The organism is Flammeovirga aprica JL-4 (assembly GCF_012844305.1).
GTDB lineage: Bacteria > Bacteroidota > Bacteroidia > Cytophagales > Flammeovirgaceae > Flammeovirga > Flammeovirga aprica.
The window spans coordinates 23,580-40,963 of the sequence record NZ_JABANE010000033.1; the positions used below are offsets into that span (position 1 = coordinate 23,580).

Below are 17,384 nucleotides of genomic sequence, written 5' to 3' on the forward strand. Positions count from 1 at the left end.
TTTGTATTTTTTTTGGTGGTTGCCCAAAACTGAAATTGTGGGCTTATGGGAAGACATCCTATTTTCAACTTTCATTATAAACTTGATATGTATCAACGGTTTAAAGGTTTAAATACCGTTAAGCTAAATATTATAATCTAAAGTTGATAAATGAGTTATCTCCCCAAAAGCCCATAATTTCAATTATGGGTCTACGAAACACCCATTTTCTGTCTTATATTATTGCACTACAAATCGTTTTGTGACCAATGTGTCTTTGTACTCAATTGTCATAAAGTACATGCCCGTCGGTATTGAAACCGTTTCAATTTGTTTGTTTGTTGCATCCGTCACATTCTCAACATGCATCATTACACCTTGAGCATTAAAAACGGAAACTTTATATCCTTCAGAGATCTGACCCGACTGTATAACAAGATTCAATTTGTCACCTCTTACCACTGGATTAGGATAAACTGATACTGATTGGTTTTCTACATCATCAATGCTGGTAATATCATTTTGTTTGACGTAAACATAAATGAACATGCTTACAGTGTGTTCTCCATCATCAGCAGTCACTTCTACGATATAACTATTGTTTTGATTAGAATCTGTAGGATTACTCAATGATGGTGGATTGATAAATGAAAGTTGATCTCCTTCAAGCTTAAAATGATCCATATCAGATCCTCCAGTAATTGAATAAGTAACTTCAGAAATCAAATCCAAATCTGTTGTCTCTAATATCACAACAAACGTTTCTCCTTCAATAACATCAATTTCACTTTCGGTTGTAAATACAGGCGGATGTTCATTTGGATTGTCAATGACTATCACTTCAATAATTTGAGTGGTCATGTGTACACCATCATTAGCTGTCACCTCCACAATATATACATTATCGCCATTGGCATCTGAAGGGTTTTCAAAATCTACCGGAGCTTTAAAAACTAGTCGATCACCTGAAATTGCGAAAAAGGCAGCATCTTCACCTCCTGATATAGAGTAACTCACACTTCCTTCTCCATCGGCATCGGTAGTTACCAATTGTAAGACTTCAAGTACGCCTTCCATTACAGTTGCTGTGTTTGGAGATGTAAATACTGGAGGGTTTTCATTGAGAGATTCAACCAATATTTCAATTTTATCAATCAGCATTCCTGAGAGAGTAATTGTATTCTCACCGTTCTTGAAACTTTGAGTGAAATGATATTGGGCAGGAACACCTTCATCACACATACCACTTCCGCGTGTCATTAATATTTCTTCCGCTTCACCACCATTAATAGAATGTGTAAGAGCTTGCATTGTAGAAGATAAATAGTATACCTTCACAAGGTATTCCCCTTCCTCTTCTGGTGTAAATGTGAAAGTAAGATCAGAAGCATTGACTGCTTTTGAATTGGAGCTTGAAGTACATTCGATTACTGTAGAATTATTTAAAGTAGCCTCTTCAGCTTCAAAAACTTGAGGGAACAATGTCTTCGTAGAACCCGCTCCATTATAAGCTCCAATATTTGATGTTCCTGTTAAATCCACAGGGTTTCCATAATAATCGTTGGTTGCTTTTGATGTGACATCAGCAAAAATACCTTGCCCCGCTAATGGGAATTCTGGTTCTTCAAACGAAGTTGCAGTTCCAAGTGCTGGGCTATTTGCCGTAAGTACATAACCTGATCCATTTTGTGTACCGGCATTCAAGAATAATGGATTGGACTCGATTATTGTTTGATCCAATGCAAGGAAATCAGGATGAATTGTTCCCCCATAGAAAATATTTTTCTTGAAGTCTGATTGATCTATATTCTCCTCATATTCTACTATACCCATTTTAGCATCGGCTTCAAGATTGATGATGTTATTATAAAAATGGATATCTACTACTTCAATTTGCACACGACTATCTGACACTTCATTTTTCTGATCTGTGCCACTGTGAATGGTATTGTTGTAAATATAAACACCTTCACTCTTCAGATCTTTTTGAGAATACTTATTGATAAAGAATAATTTATTTTTACCACCACGATCTGTATCAGCATCATTTACACTAATGTTGTAGCGCCAGATTACATTTCTATTATCTCCAAGAATTTCACAGAATCCACCTGCTGCATCTTCAGAATAATTGTACTGGAATAAAATATTATCGTTGCCATAATCAACGTGCATACCACTCGAATCTCCATTACCTCTAGCATGCTTAGAAACGTTGTATTGAGCCACTACATCTTTACAACTGAAAACCCACATTCCACTTCCTCTTTTGGCCATTCTATCATCGCTATCCGAACCATTAAACAACATCAGGTTGTGCTCATACATCACTCTTCTTGAGTTAGAAAAAATCGCACCTGAACCGCCAATATCTGTAAACTCATTGTTTCTCACAATTACATCTGTTAGCCATTTTCTCATCCAAACCCCTACACGCTGAATGTTTGTGAAATAAGAGTTTTCGATAATAACATCAGAAACCAATGCTTCTTCAAAATAAATCCCCGATGTTCTTACAGCATTAAAATCAACTCCGTCAATACCCAATGAATAAACATTATCTACATATAAATTTCTCATATGGATATGCTTTGATAATTCTGCTTCTTCAAAATCACCCTCAATTGTTTTATTTGAAGTATATAAAATTCCGAATGCCATATCATCAGGAGCACCTGCAAAAGCATCAAAACGTTCATTCTGAATTCTTAAGTTTTCAAACTCCAAATAAGACTGATCCACAATATCAATCGTACTTAATGGATCTGGTACTCCGTCATTTCCTGTACTTGCCGTTAATAATGCTTTTTCACCATTGCCATAAGTAGTGTATAAAATAGCATTTCCTTCTTCACCAGAATATCTACATTTCAATTGTCCTACAAATCGATCTCCGTTTTTAAATAACACTTTATCTCCAGGAATCAAACGAATACCATTCAAGGCATTAATAGTTTGTAGAGGTGTCACTTCTGATAAACCATCATTTTTATCATCACCTTCTGAACTACTGATATAGATAGTTTGTCCTTCAGTAAGCACACTAATTTCACCTGAATCCTCACCATTCAAATACACACCTGATGATGGATTCTTGATCTTGATTTGACCACTTCCAGCATTTGCTAAGGCTGTAAATTCAACCTTACCTGTCTTTTGTCCTTTTGGAATGATGATAGAAGTTGATGATAAAGTATAATCGCTTTGAGCAAGTCCTGTCACTTCTAATTCCACTGATTCCTCTTCAAGAACTGGATGATCTACAGATACAATAATTTCAGAGACTTCACCTGATCTCAGTCTTAGCTTTTTCGTCACTAAAGCCACCTCATCAAGCTTTACTTCCACCAATTCAAAATTATCTAATAATGGAGCAGATAGGCCTTCCACAGGTGAAAAGCTTACTTGATTTGTTCCAGCTGTTAATTCTACTGCAAAATCAGCCATCTCACTTGCTCCTTCATAACACCATCTTCCTTTAGGAAAGGATACTTCAGAAGCTGAACCATTTACCGTCAACTTAGCGGTAGACTCTAGAGCATTATAAAAATAGGTTCTTAATCTATATTTACCTGCCTTCTCCACATCAATACTTAATGTCACACTATTTGCAGAATCATCAAATAATCTCACAAATTTACCTCCTGAAGCTGATTCACAGGCATCTCTAACTTCAGCAGTTGGGCCACTTAATGCACCCGTTTCAAATTCACCTACTAAAATAATTCCTGTATCTGCAGGATCATCTGCTAATACCGTAATATCTTTTGAGCCCGTTACGCCTGAACCATCTTTTGCCATAGCTTGTATAGTGACCGAACCTTCTGTAAGGCCTACTAAATTTCCAGATTCACTTATCACTGCACTACCTGTACCATTGATCACAGTCCATTCCACAGATTTATTCGTAGCCTCTAACGGTAATACAGAAGCGGTAAACTCCATTGCCTTTTGAATGCCTATTTCCTCCCCACTAGATTCCACAACAATACTTTCCACTGCCGTTGAAGAGGAAACGATTGAAACCTCAAACTCTGCCGTTATTCCAGAAGCATCATTAGCGGTTGCTTTTACTACAACTGTTCCTAAAGCCGTCGCAGAAAGAAGTCCTTGCTGATCAATTGTAGCTGTTCCAGTTTGATTTACAACTGACCAAGTGATGGCTGAATTTGTAGCTTCAGCTGGAAGTACAATAGCATTAAGTTGTAGATCATTCCCTACTTTAATTACATTCGAATTCGTTGCACTAGCAATTTGAATTTCTGTTACCAATTGGATAGCTTTCTCTATCGTTAAATCAAAAGTTCCTTCAACGCCTGACCCATCATTTGCTTTCGCTTTTACAGTCACTGTACCAAATTGTACTGCTGTAAGATTCCCTGATGCATCAATTGTCGCTTTTCCTGTCCCATTTACTACAGACCAAGTCACTGATTTATCATCAGCGTCTAATGGCAATACTTCAGTAGAAAGCTGTAATTCTTCCCCTTCTTTGATCATTTGCACATCATTTGCAGAAGAAACTGTAATGCTTTCTACCAACCCTTTTGGAGCCGTTACATCAAATAAATCAATCTGTGGCTCTGGTCCTTCTTTACCACTGTTTTTGAATATTATCGTATTGAATCCTTGCTTCAAAGCCACAACAACACTTTTCTTTGCTGAAGGTCCATCTGCACAAAGTCCCACATTTTCAAAATCTAAAGTAGTTGGATTTTCTAAGGCAATATCATTGATATATAAATTGATTTTCACTGGATTTTCAAGTGCTGAAAAATAGGTGATATTCAAATCATAATTACCGTCTGCTGGCACATACACATACTCATGCGTAGATTTAGAGGCGTTACTTTGGAAATAAGTCACCACGCCCAAACCTGATTTATTGACACAATCCGTCTGACCAACCACAGCACCCTCTAGCTTACCGAACTCTATTTCTGTTCTATAATATAATCCTTCCTCAGTATTGGCATCAATTGTAATTACTTTTTCACCAAACACCGCAGAACCATCATTGGTCACCGCTTTCACCTTTACAGTTCCTGCTTGATGTCCCACTACTACACCACTTTTAGTAATGGTAGCTATACCTGTTTCATTTGTTACTTCCCAAGTGATGGATTTATCCGAAGCATTACTAGGTAAGACTTCCGCCTCCATTTGTAAGTGATCGAAAGCTGTTATGGTAGAAACATCTCCTGCTCCTTTTAAAGTAACCGAACTTACAGGCACATTAGAATCGTATAAACGGCAAATCAATTTGTATACATAAATCTAATTGATTTGTACATTCAAATTAATTACAAAAAAATATTTTTTTATACAGAGTTTGGTAATATAACTATCACCTTCGATTCCTAGAAAGAGATAAGAGTATAAAAAAGCCACCCCTTAAAAAAGGGGTGGCAATATCTAAACGAATCAATTATCTTTTATAAACACCAAGACAAAAACTCAAGAAAAGCGTGTTTTATTACTGTCTTAATTATCCAATCAATATTCTTTTTTTGCTTAAAAAAGTTGTTGAAAATTTCAACTATTTTCTTTCTCATAGATTTTTTGATTTAAATTTTAAAAAAAAGTCATCTATTCAATCAAAAATCTTTTTCAATCCGTAAAGGGATTAATCAAATAACTGGTAAAACTAAAGATTTCTCCATCTAAATAATTGATTCAAATTTACCTAAATAAATAATAAAACCAATAAATGTTAAAGAATTAATTATAATATTACACATTTTCTTTACTATATATTTAGTAAATTATAGAGTTATAACAGGTTCTTCATCTGTGAAATTTATGGTCCCTTTTTCTCTCCAAATTTTAGTTATTAATACCCCGTCAATTGTTGTATTTAGGGACCTACTTGTATATTTCCAAAACTCTCTGCCACTTGGATCGCGTCTAACGTAATGCAATACAGTCCAAGGTGAAAAGCCTAGATTTGCAGGGTCTACATCATCATTAGGTGTAAAATACACCGCCCATTTTTTAGCTGTAACGGCGGAAAAATCTGTATTGTAAGGTTGATAACTATTTCTGTTTTGTCTACTCCCTATCCAACCATCACTAGAATCCCAAATATACAATTGCTTAACTATTGCTGAATTGTTTTGAGATGCATCATTGATAATATTTTGAATGAAATTTTCAGTAGGGACTACACTGTAAGCACCACCCAATATCCCACTAAAATACGCAAATTGCATATTTGGTTGTTTTAAAAATTCTATACCATGTTCATAGCCTCTGCATAAATTAATTCTTACCTGTTCAATCGTAGTTGGAAAAATAAAGTTGTAATCAATTTCCTTACCTGTCGCACCTCTCCAATAGTTAATAAAAGCTCTCTTTAATCCTGTGTTTACTAGTATACAGTCACCACCGTCACAACTAGCTAAGTTTAATCTTCCAAGAGAGTCGATTTCCGACGTTCTAGGGAAATACTCAAAAGAAGGTAGGCTTACATTCTGTTTGACCCTAAGATTGGCATCAATATATTGTAATTGTGGTTGATCTGCTGTTATTTCTAATTTACTAGAAAAAGTACCTCTTCCTATAGTATAATTACTATGTGTGAGGTATTTCAGGTTATTGTAAGTTCTTGCTAGACTCATTTGTGGACCGCTTACCCACATTAAACTCATTTGTACCCTTTCGATGTTATTAGGAAGATTGTTTTGTAACAAATCAACGTTACTACCATTAGAGATCAATTGTGTAAATACATTATCCTTAAAATCTGGTAATACATAAGATGCTGAACTAGGCGTGAACGTTAATCTTGTTTCAATAGAATTGAGTTGCAGTATCTTATTAGGTGATACTTTATTGGTAATACGTGCGTTCACATAAGACTTTAAAGAATCACAAAACCTTTGCAGAATAGTAAAATCTTTAACAGGAATATTAGTTACACCTAATAATCTATATTCGTTAGTTCCAGCAATCACTCGATCATAGTTAAGTTCTAATATTCTAACCTTTCCCACGCTCATGAAAGGTGCTCCGCCACCCGTTGACCAAATAGTATTCGTTGTATCTTCAATGAACTTAGGGTACGGATAACCTAATGATCTGTAATAAGTTGTTGTATTATGTGCGTAATCCTCGTCATTAATAAACTCAGCGTACGGCAATAATACTAAAATACCCGTATCTTGATAAAGTTGAATGCAATTATTGAAATTATCATTGTTTAATTCCTCAAAGAAATCAAACTTTTGAATTTTCATACTTCCACTAATTACCGTTATCTCTTGCAAAATTTGAGAAGAGAGAACTTGATTAAAGTTCAATTCAACTGTAATCGATGATTCTTGTAAAATTTCTGAAGGTGAAAATTTGCTTATTGAACACGAATTTAAATTAATTAAACTCGTGTTCAATACACTGCTATGATACAATTCCACAATATCCCCATTTTCCAACTGTATATCACCAACAACCCTACGTGAGTTCACAAACCACAACTCAGCCCCACTATTAGCAGTTACACGGTTAGAAAAATCAACATAAGTTCGTTCCCCAATTGTAGCCGACAGTAACTTATAATTCACAATTTTAATAGTCCAACCCAAAACAGTCAAAGCATCAATTCTTCCTTGCATAGTAGGATTATCATCCAAATCCACAAGCACAATCCCAGCATTAAAAGTCCTGCCAGAAATTACAATATTAGGATCATTCACTCGCTCTATTTCCGCAAGCATTCTTTCAAAATCACTCGGCTCATAAAAAGCGTTTTCAACATCTAAAGTTACACCTGTTTGATTCACCCAATTACCTAATCTTATATCAGGGTTTAAAGCGTTTTTAAAGCAGATATAAACGAGGTTTAACCAATTGTTAGAGCTTAGATCAATCACACCATTTACACCAGCATCACAAGCTGAAATACTATTAATCTTATCTTTTCCTGATAGAGCAAATAAATAAGAAATACCTGCTCTATGATCCCATACAAAGTTAGTTCCTGTAGCTACTAATTTTGATGAATTAGTATTTCTAATTTCAAGGTCAGCTTTGGGCGTTGTTGCTTCTGCTATATTGGAGAATTCAACAGCTCCAGCGAATCCTTTTACACGCACTTTGTACTCGTAAGTTGTGCCGTGATCAAGGTTGTCATTTCGCCAAGTTGTTTCTCCAATTTCACTTTCATAAACTAGAAGAAAATCCAATGCTCCTTTCTTTCTTCTCCAAATTTCAAAGGCATATAATCCTTGACTGTTATCGTACCAATTTAATGTTATTGACCCAATTTCACTAGGTGTAGGAATAGCAGAAAGACCACTAGGAGGAGAAGGAATTTCTATATCTCCAGTGTTCACTCTGATATTTCTTGAACTTAAATAATTCACCACTTCAGCACGTTCTTGATTTTCTGTATCAAGTATAACTTCTGTTCCAGCTGGCACTAATCCGTTAGGATTAATATGTGGGTTACGATCTAAGAAGAAGGGTAATCCTTCAATACTCCCTTCTACAGTGAGAACAAGGTCTAAAATATTTTGACCTTCTGAAGTTGTGAACTTTCTTTTCATTTTTACAGAGTTGTTTAGGTTAAAGCTTCATTAAGTACAACATAATTCTCGCAGGTGGTCTGATATCAATATCATCACCTGATCCAGTGGGGTCAATAGAAATACCTGTTGAACTTTTATTTGTTGAATTGTATGATGTGTTGCTGACCGAAAAATCACCAGAGCTACCGCCTGCTACTTGAATACTTCCAAAGGTTGAAAAAAGGTCACCTGAACCTCCTACAGTATGAGTATGTTCAGGGTCTGTTACTCCATGACTATGTGAAGGTAACTGCCCTTCTACAAGGTTAATTTTCGAATTGCCTGTTATCTCATTAAGGTGCTCAACAGAATCTAACTCTGAATCGTTTGCATTAGGATTCCCTTGTGCAGGATTTCCATCTGTAGCCCCAACTATCATCATTCCTCTCAAGTCTGGAGTGCCGTTCCTTCCATTACAAATAGCATAACCAATCAAATCGTCTACTCCTAAACCTGTAGCACTGAATTTAGCTTGCCAATTTTGGTTATAATAAGGCACAATCATCCCTGAAACTAACCCTTGAAGGTCTGCAATTACCTCAGAATTTCTTTTCACGGGATGTTTAATGATAGCATTATAATCAAAAAGTCCTGTTCCTGAAGCTCCAAATTCAAGCTTCAATTTTTCCTCTGTACAAATATCAAACGTACCTACTTTGTTATAACCTTCCAACAGATCATGAGGTTCATGAGCAAGTTTTGTATTGTCAAGATTAAACACTGGAATCTGAGTACCTGTCGCTGTTCCAGAAAAAGGCTCAACTTTATAGAAAGTGTTTTGATAAAGTAACCAACCTTCAGTACACTCAAAGGTTTTATTATTATTTGTGATAGTAAATTCTACTCCAGAAATACGAACTGGAGAAGTATTTTCAGTTAATACAGACGCAAGTGCTTCGGTAATATCTTTTGTTACATTATATAGATGCTCGAAGTCTTTTGTATTGATGACAACCCCTTTTGAGGGAGTATTAAAATTTTTCATTTCTATATGTATTTGATTTCGTAGATGATTCCGATATGGAGATATTTTTTTAAGAAAACATGAATTGAATTTTCTTGGCTTTGCAGTGAAATTGGCACCTCTACAATTAATTGTGTTCGTTGTAGATTAACCTCATCTTCAGGTGTTCTTACTACTGTTGTTGCACTTTCAGGAGTACCCACAAAAGGTATTGTTGCTGAAAACTCTGGAGGAAACACTAAGAACTCTACATTCTCTACAATCTGAGTAATCAGATTAATTGAAGGGTGATTAAAACGTTCTCTAATCAACGTTTCGACGGCTAGCTTAGAACGTCCCCAAATGATTTGATCTTTGGCATAATTTGCGAAAGCTCTCTTTTCTTCATTGACTTTTTTTGAGTGAAAACAAAGTAATTTTACCCAAGCAGTATGAAAATTATCCCTTAAGAAAGATGGAATACATCTATAAGAAAGTATATCTGTATCGAGTAATGAAAACTTAGACATCGGCTATTGAGGTTATTTGATATGTTTCTAATTCCATCCAACCACTGGAAGGATAATAACGAGCTTCCACGTCTTCGAAAACGGTTCCTATGTCTGGGCGAGCCTTTAAAACAGTAATGTAAAAATCACTTACCCCTTCTGTTTGCTTGACGAAATCTACCAAATCTGAAACCTGAAGTGTTCCATCAAAAGGTAAGTTTTTGATATAATCGGCTACTGCTCCTTGTACTTCAGTCTCTACTTGCAGGCGGTCGTGTTCAGGTTCATAATATAAATCTGCATGCAAGATTAATTTATCGGAGTCTAAATTGACAACTCCCATTTGTGCCCCTGGTTCTTGAATTTCTCTTAGATAGGCTTCTACTCCAGAGGCTTCCGATTCTGAAAGTTTTCCATTATTACCACGGACTTTCACAAGAGCAAAACCACGCCCAGAGACTGCTACAGATTTTACAATCTGTTTTGAAAGGTCTACAACTTCATAAAAAGGTTGCTTAGTCTCTGTATGAAGCAAAATGGGATCACCGTGTTGATATTCTAGTATTCGTTCTGCATACCAATCTGCTGTATGTACTTTTGAAGAAGCAATTAGAGCTTCGACCTCATTTTTATGAACATCCAAAAGCACTGAGATAATATGACTTACAAACGAAGTAATATACAGCCACAAATTCCACATCGCTACTTTGGAAGTGCTCGTCACGTCACCCAAGTCTTTCAACGCATCAGCAAGTTCCTTTTCATCCAAAAGAGTGTCCAGTTCTTGGATTCGTAACTTTTCATTAACTAATTCTTGGTATAGCTCTGCTCTTGATTTTGCCATTATTTTATAAAGTAATTAGCGGTTAAAACTTCAGTTTTCTTTTTTCGATTACCTCCTTTATTATTGACAGTAACTTCCTGTTCAATTTTAATTTGGCTCCACTTGTTTCTCTTTTTGTATTCCTCAAGAATCGGTGAGGGATAACTTGATAAAAGAAACTTTCCTTCTATTGCTTCAAGTTTTTTTAGAAGCATTTCAAAATCTTCAATGGTGTACCCATCATAGTGCCCACAATTAGAATTGAAATAAGGTGGATCACAATAAAAGAAGGCTTGTGGAGTATCTCTTGAAGTAATTATTCGAAGAGCATCCGTACATTCAATTTGAACATCCTGCAAACGAATAGCATAATCCAAAGTGAAGCCTTCTCTCTTATTTTGGACTTTTTTAGAGGTAGTATTTTTCTTTTTGTCATACCCCCATGAACCATCAATCTTTGAAGCAAACCCTTGAGACGAAAGCACCCAAACAGCCCAAGCTCTTTTTAGCTCAGAGAACATATCGGGATTGTTGTAAATAACACTTGCTTTACGATACATATCTCTTGAATGAAGTGAGATTTGAATTTCTTTTTCGAGCGATGTAAAATCCTGTTGTACTATTTTGTAGAAGTTCATCATTTCTCTATTAGTATCATTGATGACTTCCACACCACTTTTTTCTTTTTCAAAAAAGACTGCTCCACCTCCAAAGAATGGTTCACTATAAAGATTATGCTCAGGTATCAAAGCAATAATTCTTGATGCCAGCTTTTGTTTTCCACCATAATAGGTGATTGGTGTTTTCATTATTGTATTATTAAAGTGATTGAAATATTCTTTAGTAATACATTCTTTTATTGGGGATAAGTAAAGAGTTTAGATAATCGTTAATTGGAAGCTTCTGCGACCGATCATATACTTCATTTTCTTAAAGGTGTCTTTTGAAGAAGTCACATCTTTATAACCATCTCTGTTGATGTCATAAAACTGCTTCCCAACCAATACACACCCTTTTATATCCGTATAGAAATTTCCCCAATGAAAGAGAATCAAATCACGATTAGGAACACCAGTAATATGATAATGATGACCGTATTTTTGAGAGTAGCGAGGTACACAGGTATAAGTACCTTTTGGTATGCAGGAAATAAAGTTTTGATTACCCTTATCCGCTAACTCTAAAGTTTTACACTCAAAAGCCTTATTGAGACCTTTGAAAACGGAAAGAATTCCCAGCGTCTGTTTTTGATCCTGCTGTAATCTTGCGATAATAACTTTCATGTTACTTCTTTTTTATGATGATTGAATTCACTCCATTTACTTTGATCGAGGGGTTAGGAGAAAGTACTTCCACCTTCCAGTGCTTTTTCCCTAAGAACCAGTTCCGCTCCCAATAAGCAACAACCTCAATAGGAACTTTTACTTCATACTCCAGAGAAGCGAAATTACTTTCTGTCACATAAGCATCTATAAAAGCGTAGTCATCATACCAATAAAAAGCTTTCGCAAATTCCTCTCGTTCCACCTCATCAATGATGATATTTACCGTAGTGTCTACCACTATGATATTATCAACTTTTGCACTGGCATTAAGTGAGACCTGATACGCCGACTCAAGGTTTCTATACTTCTTTTGCAAGCCTTTATACTTACTAAGCCATTCAAACTTTTCTTGTTCATAAACCTCTTTTAAAGTGCTTTTAGAAAGAGCCAAACCATCAGCTTTAGCGACCTCTTGATTGTACTTGTTTTTATAGCTTTCAATATCTTGGGTGTAGCTTTCAGACAAATCTTTCAACTCTCCAATCTCCTTGTTTTTAGAACAGGTAGTGAAAGTCAATGACCCTGTAATCACTGCCAGAATCAAAATCACAACTTGTTTATAAAACTTCAAGAAGAGGTGTTTGGCATAAGGGAATGTCATCCCTGCAAATAGTGTCGTTATCATTTTCGTTTTGTTTTTAGATTGATATTTCCGTTTTCGTAAATGTCCAGCTCTCGGATTTCCTTTTCATCCAGCTCCATATTCTCAATGATCAGCTTATACAATTCACCAAGATCACTATCCACAAAAGAGCTTATTCCTACACCCAAATCAGGAAACTCTCTATAATCACCTTTATGAGCAATCAAGATTAATTTCTCCTCTTGATTAAGTGAATCATCTATTGTAAAATCACCTTTTGTGATTTTCAATGTATTGTCATCATTGAGAATGAAATCTTTCATATCAGTGTTTGATTTTAGTATTTTCTACTTTTGAGAAATCACTTATTTCAAAGCTTTTTAATGTTGAATTTAATACCTGTTGAAAAGCACTTGGAGAACCATTACCTAATTCATTTACAGGAGTACTCAGTACGTTTAGAAATGCTTCCAATAATCTATTATTCTTTTCCAACTCCTCAACCAAAGTTGGTGTAATCAAAAGTCCTCCATTGTTTCCTTCATTGAAGATGATTCCATTTTGATCTACTTCTATAGTTGTTTCCCCAATGACCGTTTTTTGCTTTTCAGGTTCATTAACCATGACCACAAAAGCATCAATTTGAGAAGTACCAATCATAGCAACCATCACTATACTTTCCACTTTTGGGAAAACTACCGTGTAGTTACTTCCATTATCCAAGGAGGCTTTCAAACGAACATCTGGAAGTTCTACTTCCTCGTGTAAAGGCAATGCAACGATAGAGGTACTTTCCTCATTAACCGAGATTACCTTTGCAGGAAAAAGTACAGGTGGCTTTTCAACAATTCGCCGTAATAAATCCGATATATCTTCTTCGTACCCCATTAGGTGAGCTTTTTACCTAATTCAATTTCTTTTCTACCTCCATTACTGGAGAAGGTGGTGGTGACTTTATCAATATTAAAAGCACCATTCTTGGAGGGGTTCTCCTCATCAACCACATTGGCGGTCATCCCAAACGTGGCATAGGGAAATAGAAAGGTCTTCACACCCCCTTCATATCGACCTAACCGTAATCGCTCCATTTCTTCTTCTGCCTGTACTTTCAATTCAGCTTTGGTTCGAGCGGTATATGAAGTAAACTTCTTCTGAATTCCATCAGGTTCACCGACTGTCACCTCCAGTACAGTATTATCAGGTTGAATTCCTTTGCCTTTTACTTCTATTGCTTCATCTACAAAATCTCGATAGGTAAGGTTTTCAGAGATAATATTCCGATTGAAATTATAATCAACTTCACCCACATTCTCCACCAAACTCAGTCCTGCATATAGTGTCTTCCCTCTGAAATATGCTGTTAATCCAAACTCCTCTTTGATCTTTTTCAAAGCTTCAAAAGCATTAATATTTGAAACCCTGAACTTGTCCAATTCTACATTTGGTACATCCTCAGAAAGCACTATTTCGGTATCACTGACGAGGTGGTTTAAAACAGTTTTAAGATCGGTTTTAACCCACACTTTATTGACTCTTTTCAGCTTTAGCAAAAAGGCATAATCCTCTAATTCAATCTTAATAGGTTTGGTTTGGTGAAAGCGTGTAACGAAACCTGTAAACTCTTGATTAAGGTATTCCTGTCCATCGAAGTAATACCCCAATTCAATATTGAATTTCGTCCCTCTCTTCATTACCTGTCCTAAACTTTTATCTACCTCATCTGAAACAGATGGAAGTTTCAAGACAGCAGTATCTGCAAGTGTTGTCCATGATTTCTCAATCTTGACTTCATTCACACAAGGCAGTTGAACAGTATCAGCGATAGTGATTTTATGTATCATTAATAGCATAATGACGAGTAGTTTCATTGCAAAATTTTTCATTTTAATTGTTTTATTATTTCAGAATAGATGTTTTCAGTACTACTCCCTTGATCCGAATATCCTTTAATAGTGTAAGCCTGTCTGTCAGGTGTTCCTTTTTGACCAGGGAAGCTATACGTTTCAATTGCGATATATTCTATATTCAATAATGAAGTGACCATTGATTCAATTTTCACAGCCTGCTGTTTTTCACAAATGGCTCTTAATGTCTTGAAGCTTTGTTCTGGAAACCTTTTACTCATGACCTTGTAAGCAGGCTCAAAACCTGAGTTGGTATTATCCATCAAAAGACCTTGAATACTGATCACATAATCATCCTCCATAAACAGCTCCTTTACCGTACCTCGTTTTTTTGATCGATTGATACCAGTACGCTTTATCACCTTTCTAGAGCTGATCGTGATGATGGGCTCCAAGGGTAAATCCTCACCATCCAACTTGACGGGCATATAGAGTTCTGTATCAAAAATCTCACTGATACGGGTTTCTCCATTCTTAACACGGGTTAGAAGGTTTACCGATTCCTCTGCTGACTTTTTTGCAAAAGTAGGATATAAACCACCTGTCAGATTATTGATATTAAAATCAGCCATTTTGATAATTTGCAGTTGAGGTTAATAATCTATAAATCACTTCCTGTACTTTCTCCTCAATTTCCTCAATACCTTCCGATACCTCTTGAGCTTCAATCTTAATCATCTCAATCATGTTGCCCATAGAAATATTAATGGTAGTTTGTCTAGCTCCACCTTTTGAAATGGAATTAACTCCATTTTTATTGTCGTCAGATTTCGTTGGAGCTTCAGCACTTAAAAGAGAATTAGCAGAAGAGCTTACGGGTTGAGTCGTTGGAGAAACACTCACTTTGTGATTGAGTTTTTCCAGTTTCGCCGATTTCATTTCAGCATTATATCCCTTAGTAAATGCCCCTGCAAGGTTGGAACCGTACTTCATAGCAAAACCGACTGGAGTTGCTGAAACCAAACCTTTACCCAATGCTTTTGCACCTGCTTTGATCTGATCTACATTACCGTTAAACACTCCTGCGATCATATCACCAATGCCACCCAAAATATTAACAGCAACATCTTTGATTGAAACAAAAGCCTCTTTAAATGCTTCCCATAAGCCCCAAACACCACCACGGAACCAATCAAACTTTTGATATGCGTAATACATCGCACCCACCAAAGCTCCAATAGCTACAATCACCAAACCAATAGGATTGGCTGACATCACCGCATTAAGAATCATCTGTCCTTTTGCCATTGCAAGCGTTGCAATCTGACTGATATTCATTGCCACTGAATACGCTTTTGAGACTATCGTAAGTACTCCCCAAGCAGTTGCTGAAGCCATCAAACCGACACCTAAAGCTTTGAGTACAGGAATATACGTTTCAGTATTTTCTCTTAACCAGACAATTGTACTACCAACTCCATCCAACACTACTGCAAGGTGTGGTAAGATCATTTGTCCTAATTCCATCAAGACAATATTCAAACGGTTTTGAACTATACCTGAAAGTGTATTAAAATCACCTTGAGTATTTTTTAAAGCAGAGGACAAATCAAACTTTGAACTGTCGAAATTATTCAGTGTTTGAAGGACATCATCTCCAGAAGTTTTGAGTGAATTGAATAGAGACTGTAAACCTTCAGGACCACCTATTGAGTTTCTAAGAGTAGTGAATTGCTGATCACTCATTCCTTGTAATTTCGGCACTAGCTCACGAATCACTTCATCCAAGTTCCTTGTCTGACCGCTGGCATCATACATGCTGATACCAATCGACTCTAAACCTTTAATAGTATTTGTTGCCGTCAATCCCTGTAAAGCAGATTTTGTAGCCGTTGCCGCCGTTGCACTGTCTTTGGAAATAGCAGTCATGGAAGCAAAGATTTTATTGGCAGTATCCACGCTTTGACCTGCCGAACTTGCCACCCCTGCATACTCGGTTTGCACCTTCGCTAGTTCATCAAAAGTAGTAATACCCACCTGTACCGTTTTGGCACTTGAAGCGAGATAATTATCCAAGTCATCTGCTGACAGCCCGAAAGCTTTCATTGCTTTTGTTGTAGAGTTGATCGACTCCGTCATATCGGCTTTTGTCGCCATAGAGAAGTTCGCCACTTTACTTACAATCTTGTCTACTTCCTCCCCGTATAATCCCGTTGCGGATTGCACATCATAAAAAGCTTTTGAAATCACTTTTGGATCCATTCCTTTTTCGAAAGCCATGTTTCGAATAGTACTGTCTAGCTGTTCAATTTGTCCTTGGGTCTTATCCAAGTTCAAATTTTTCAATTCCAAAAACTCGTTATTGTATTCACTCGCATTTTTCACACCTACAGTCACTGCTCCAGTCAGAGCAGTAACACCAGCCGTAGCAAGTACAAAAGGATTACCAATGGCATTCATCGCACTTTCGAGTACTGGAATATCTTTGTAAGCTGTTTGCTTTAACTTAGAAGCATAACGCCCAAGACTATTATTCAGCTGATCCATTTTGGTGTTCATGCCACTTGCCACTTTTACCGCTCTTTTCAGAGCTGGAGAGGCACTGTCAGACACCTTCAATATGTACTCGTAGACTTTCGCCATTACTTTGGTTTAGGAGTATTGTGTTTTGCTTCTTCGTTTCTAGCCCAAACCAACGACTCGTAAGCATACGCCCACTCGTCGTCAGTAAGTGCTCTGGGGTTTGAAATGCCTAAATGATACATGAGCAGTGCATCACCTTTTCTGAAAAAGTCACTTTGTTTTGTGACT

The 17,384-nt window shown here is 36.4% G+C and carries 13 protein-coding genes; all 13 read right to left on the minus strand.

What is annotated here, in order from left to right:
- Positions 1-219 precede the first annotated feature (219 nt).
- The gene (locus HHU12_RS13545) at positions 220-5,241 is read right to left on the minus strand and encodes an Ig-like domain-containing protein (protein ID WP_169657281.1); all 5,022 of its coding nucleotides are present in this window, start codon (positions 5,239-5,241) and stop codon (positions 220-222) included.
- Positions 5,242-5,744: 503 nt separating this feature from the next.
- Positions 5,745-8,525: a fibronectin type III domain-containing protein gene (locus HHU12_RS13550; RefSeq protein WP_169657282.1), complete on the minus strand. Its 2,781-nt coding sequence runs from the start codon at positions 8,523-8,525 to the stop codon at positions 5,745-5,747.
- 19 nt (positions 8,526-8,544) lie between these two features.
- Positions 8,545-9,531 carry a hypothetical protein gene (locus tag HHU12_RS13555; RefSeq protein ID WP_169657283.1) on the minus strand — a complete coding sequence of 329 codons (987 nt, stop codon included), beginning with the start codon at positions 9,529-9,531 and terminating at the stop codon, positions 8,545-8,547.
- Positions 9,532-9,533: 2 nt separating this feature from the next.
- Positions 9,534-10,019, minus strand: a complete 486-nt coding sequence (locus HHU12_RS13560; protein ID WP_169657284.1) for a hypothetical protein — start codon at positions 10,017-10,019, stop codon at positions 9,534-9,536.
- Entirely contained in the window at positions 10,012-10,842 is an 831-nt protein-coding gene (locus HHU12_RS13565; protein WP_169657285.1) for a hypothetical protein, read from the minus strand. The genes HHU12_RS13560 and HHU12_RS13565 overlap by 8 nt, the downstream gene beginning before the upstream one ends.
- Positions 10,842-11,630, minus strand: coding sequence for a DNA adenine methylase (locus HHU12_RS13570; protein WP_169657286.1), 789 nt, complete (start codon positions 11,628-11,630; stop codon positions 10,842-10,844). The genes HHU12_RS13565 and HHU12_RS13570 overlap by 1 nt, the downstream gene beginning before the upstream one ends.
- 69 nt (positions 11,631-11,699) lie before the next feature.
- Positions 11,700-12,104 (minus strand): DUF5675 family protein, encoded by a 405-nt coding sequence (locus HHU12_RS13575; protein WP_169657287.1) that lies wholly within the window; start codon positions 12,102-12,104, stop codon positions 11,700-11,702.
- A gap of 1 nt (position 12,105) precedes the next feature.
- Entirely contained in the window at positions 12,106-12,771 is a 666-nt protein-coding gene (locus HHU12_RS13580) for a DUF6549 family protein (RefSeq protein ID WP_169657288.1), read from the minus strand.
- Positions 12,768-13,052, minus strand: coding sequence for a hypothetical protein (locus tag HHU12_RS13585; protein ID WP_169657289.1), 285 nt, complete (start codon positions 13,050-13,052; stop codon positions 12,768-12,770). Before HHU12_RS13585 ends, HHU12_RS13580 begins: the two co-directional genes overlap by 4 nt.
- 1 nt (position 13,053) lies before the next feature.
- Positions 13,054-13,617 (minus strand): hypothetical protein, encoded by a 564-nt coding sequence (locus HHU12_RS13590; protein WP_169657290.1) that lies wholly within the window; start codon positions 13,615-13,617, stop codon positions 13,054-13,056.
- Complete coding sequence (locus HHU12_RS13595) at positions 13,617-14,612, minus strand: hypothetical protein (RefSeq protein WP_169657291.1); 996 nt, start codon at positions 14,610-14,612, stop codon at positions 13,617-13,619. Before HHU12_RS13595 ends, HHU12_RS13590 begins: the two co-directional genes overlap by 1 nt.
- The gene (locus HHU12_RS13600; protein WP_169657292.1) at positions 14,609-15,205 is read right to left on the minus strand and encodes a DUF6046 domain-containing protein; all 597 of its coding nucleotides are present in this window, start codon (positions 15,203-15,205) and stop codon (positions 14,609-14,611) included. The genes HHU12_RS13595 and HHU12_RS13600 overlap by 4 nt, the downstream gene beginning before the upstream one ends.
- On the minus strand, positions 15,198-17,216 hold the full coding sequence (locus HHU12_RS13605; protein WP_169657293.1) for a phage tail tape measure protein: 2,019 nt from the start codon (positions 17,214-17,216) through the stop codon (positions 15,198-15,200). The genes HHU12_RS13600 and HHU12_RS13605 overlap by 8 nt, the downstream gene beginning before the upstream one ends.
- Between the last annotated feature and the right edge of the window lie 168 nt (positions 17,217-17,384).

Excerpts from the sequence above, each read along its gene's own strand:
- HHU12_RS13550 (WP_169657282.1), bottom strand. The coding sequence starts at position 8,525 with ATGAAAAGAAAGTTCACAACTTCAGAAGGTCAAAATATTTTAGACCTT.
- HHU12_RS13555 (WP_169657283.1), bottom strand. The coding sequence starts at position 9,531 with ATGAAAAATTTTAATACTCCCTCAAAAGGGGTTGTCATCAATACAAAA.
- HHU12_RS13560 (WP_169657284.1), bottom strand. The coding sequence starts at position 10,019 with ATGTCTAAGTTTTCATTACTCGATACAGATATACTTTCTTATAGATGT.
- HHU12_RS13565 (WP_169657285.1), bottom strand. The coding sequence starts at position 10,842 with ATGGCAAAATCAAGAGCAGAGCTATACCAAGAATTAGTTAATGAAAAG.
- HHU12_RS13570 (WP_169657286.1), bottom strand. The coding sequence starts at position 11,630 with ATGAAAACACCAATCACCTATTATGGTGGAAAACAAAAGCTGGCATCA.
- HHU12_RS13575 (WP_169657287.1), bottom strand. The coding sequence starts at position 12,104 with ATGAAAGTTATTATCGCAAGATTACAGCAGGATCAAAAACAGACGCTG.
- HHU12_RS13580 (WP_169657288.1), bottom strand. The coding sequence starts at position 12,771 with ATGATAACGACACTATTTGCAGGGATGACATTCCCTTATGCCAAACAC.
- HHU12_RS13585 (WP_169657289.1), bottom strand. The coding sequence starts at position 13,052 with ATGAAAGATTTCATTCTCAATGATGACAATACATTGAAAATCACAAAA.
- HHU12_RS13590 (WP_169657290.1), bottom strand. The coding sequence starts at position 13,617 with ATGGGGTACGAAGAAGATATATCGGATTTATTACGGCGAATTGTTGAA.
- HHU12_RS13595 (WP_169657291.1), bottom strand. The coding sequence starts at position 14,612 with ATGAAAAATTTTGCAATGAAACTACTCGTCATTATGCTATTAATGATA.
- HHU12_RS13600 (WP_169657292.1), bottom strand. The coding sequence starts at position 15,205 with ATGGCTGATTTTAATATCAATAATCTGACAGGTGGTTTATATCCTACT.
- HHU12_RS13605 (WP_169657293.1), bottom strand. The coding sequence starts at position 17,216 with ATGGCGAAAGTCTACGAGTACATATTGAAGGTGTCTGACAGTGCCTCT.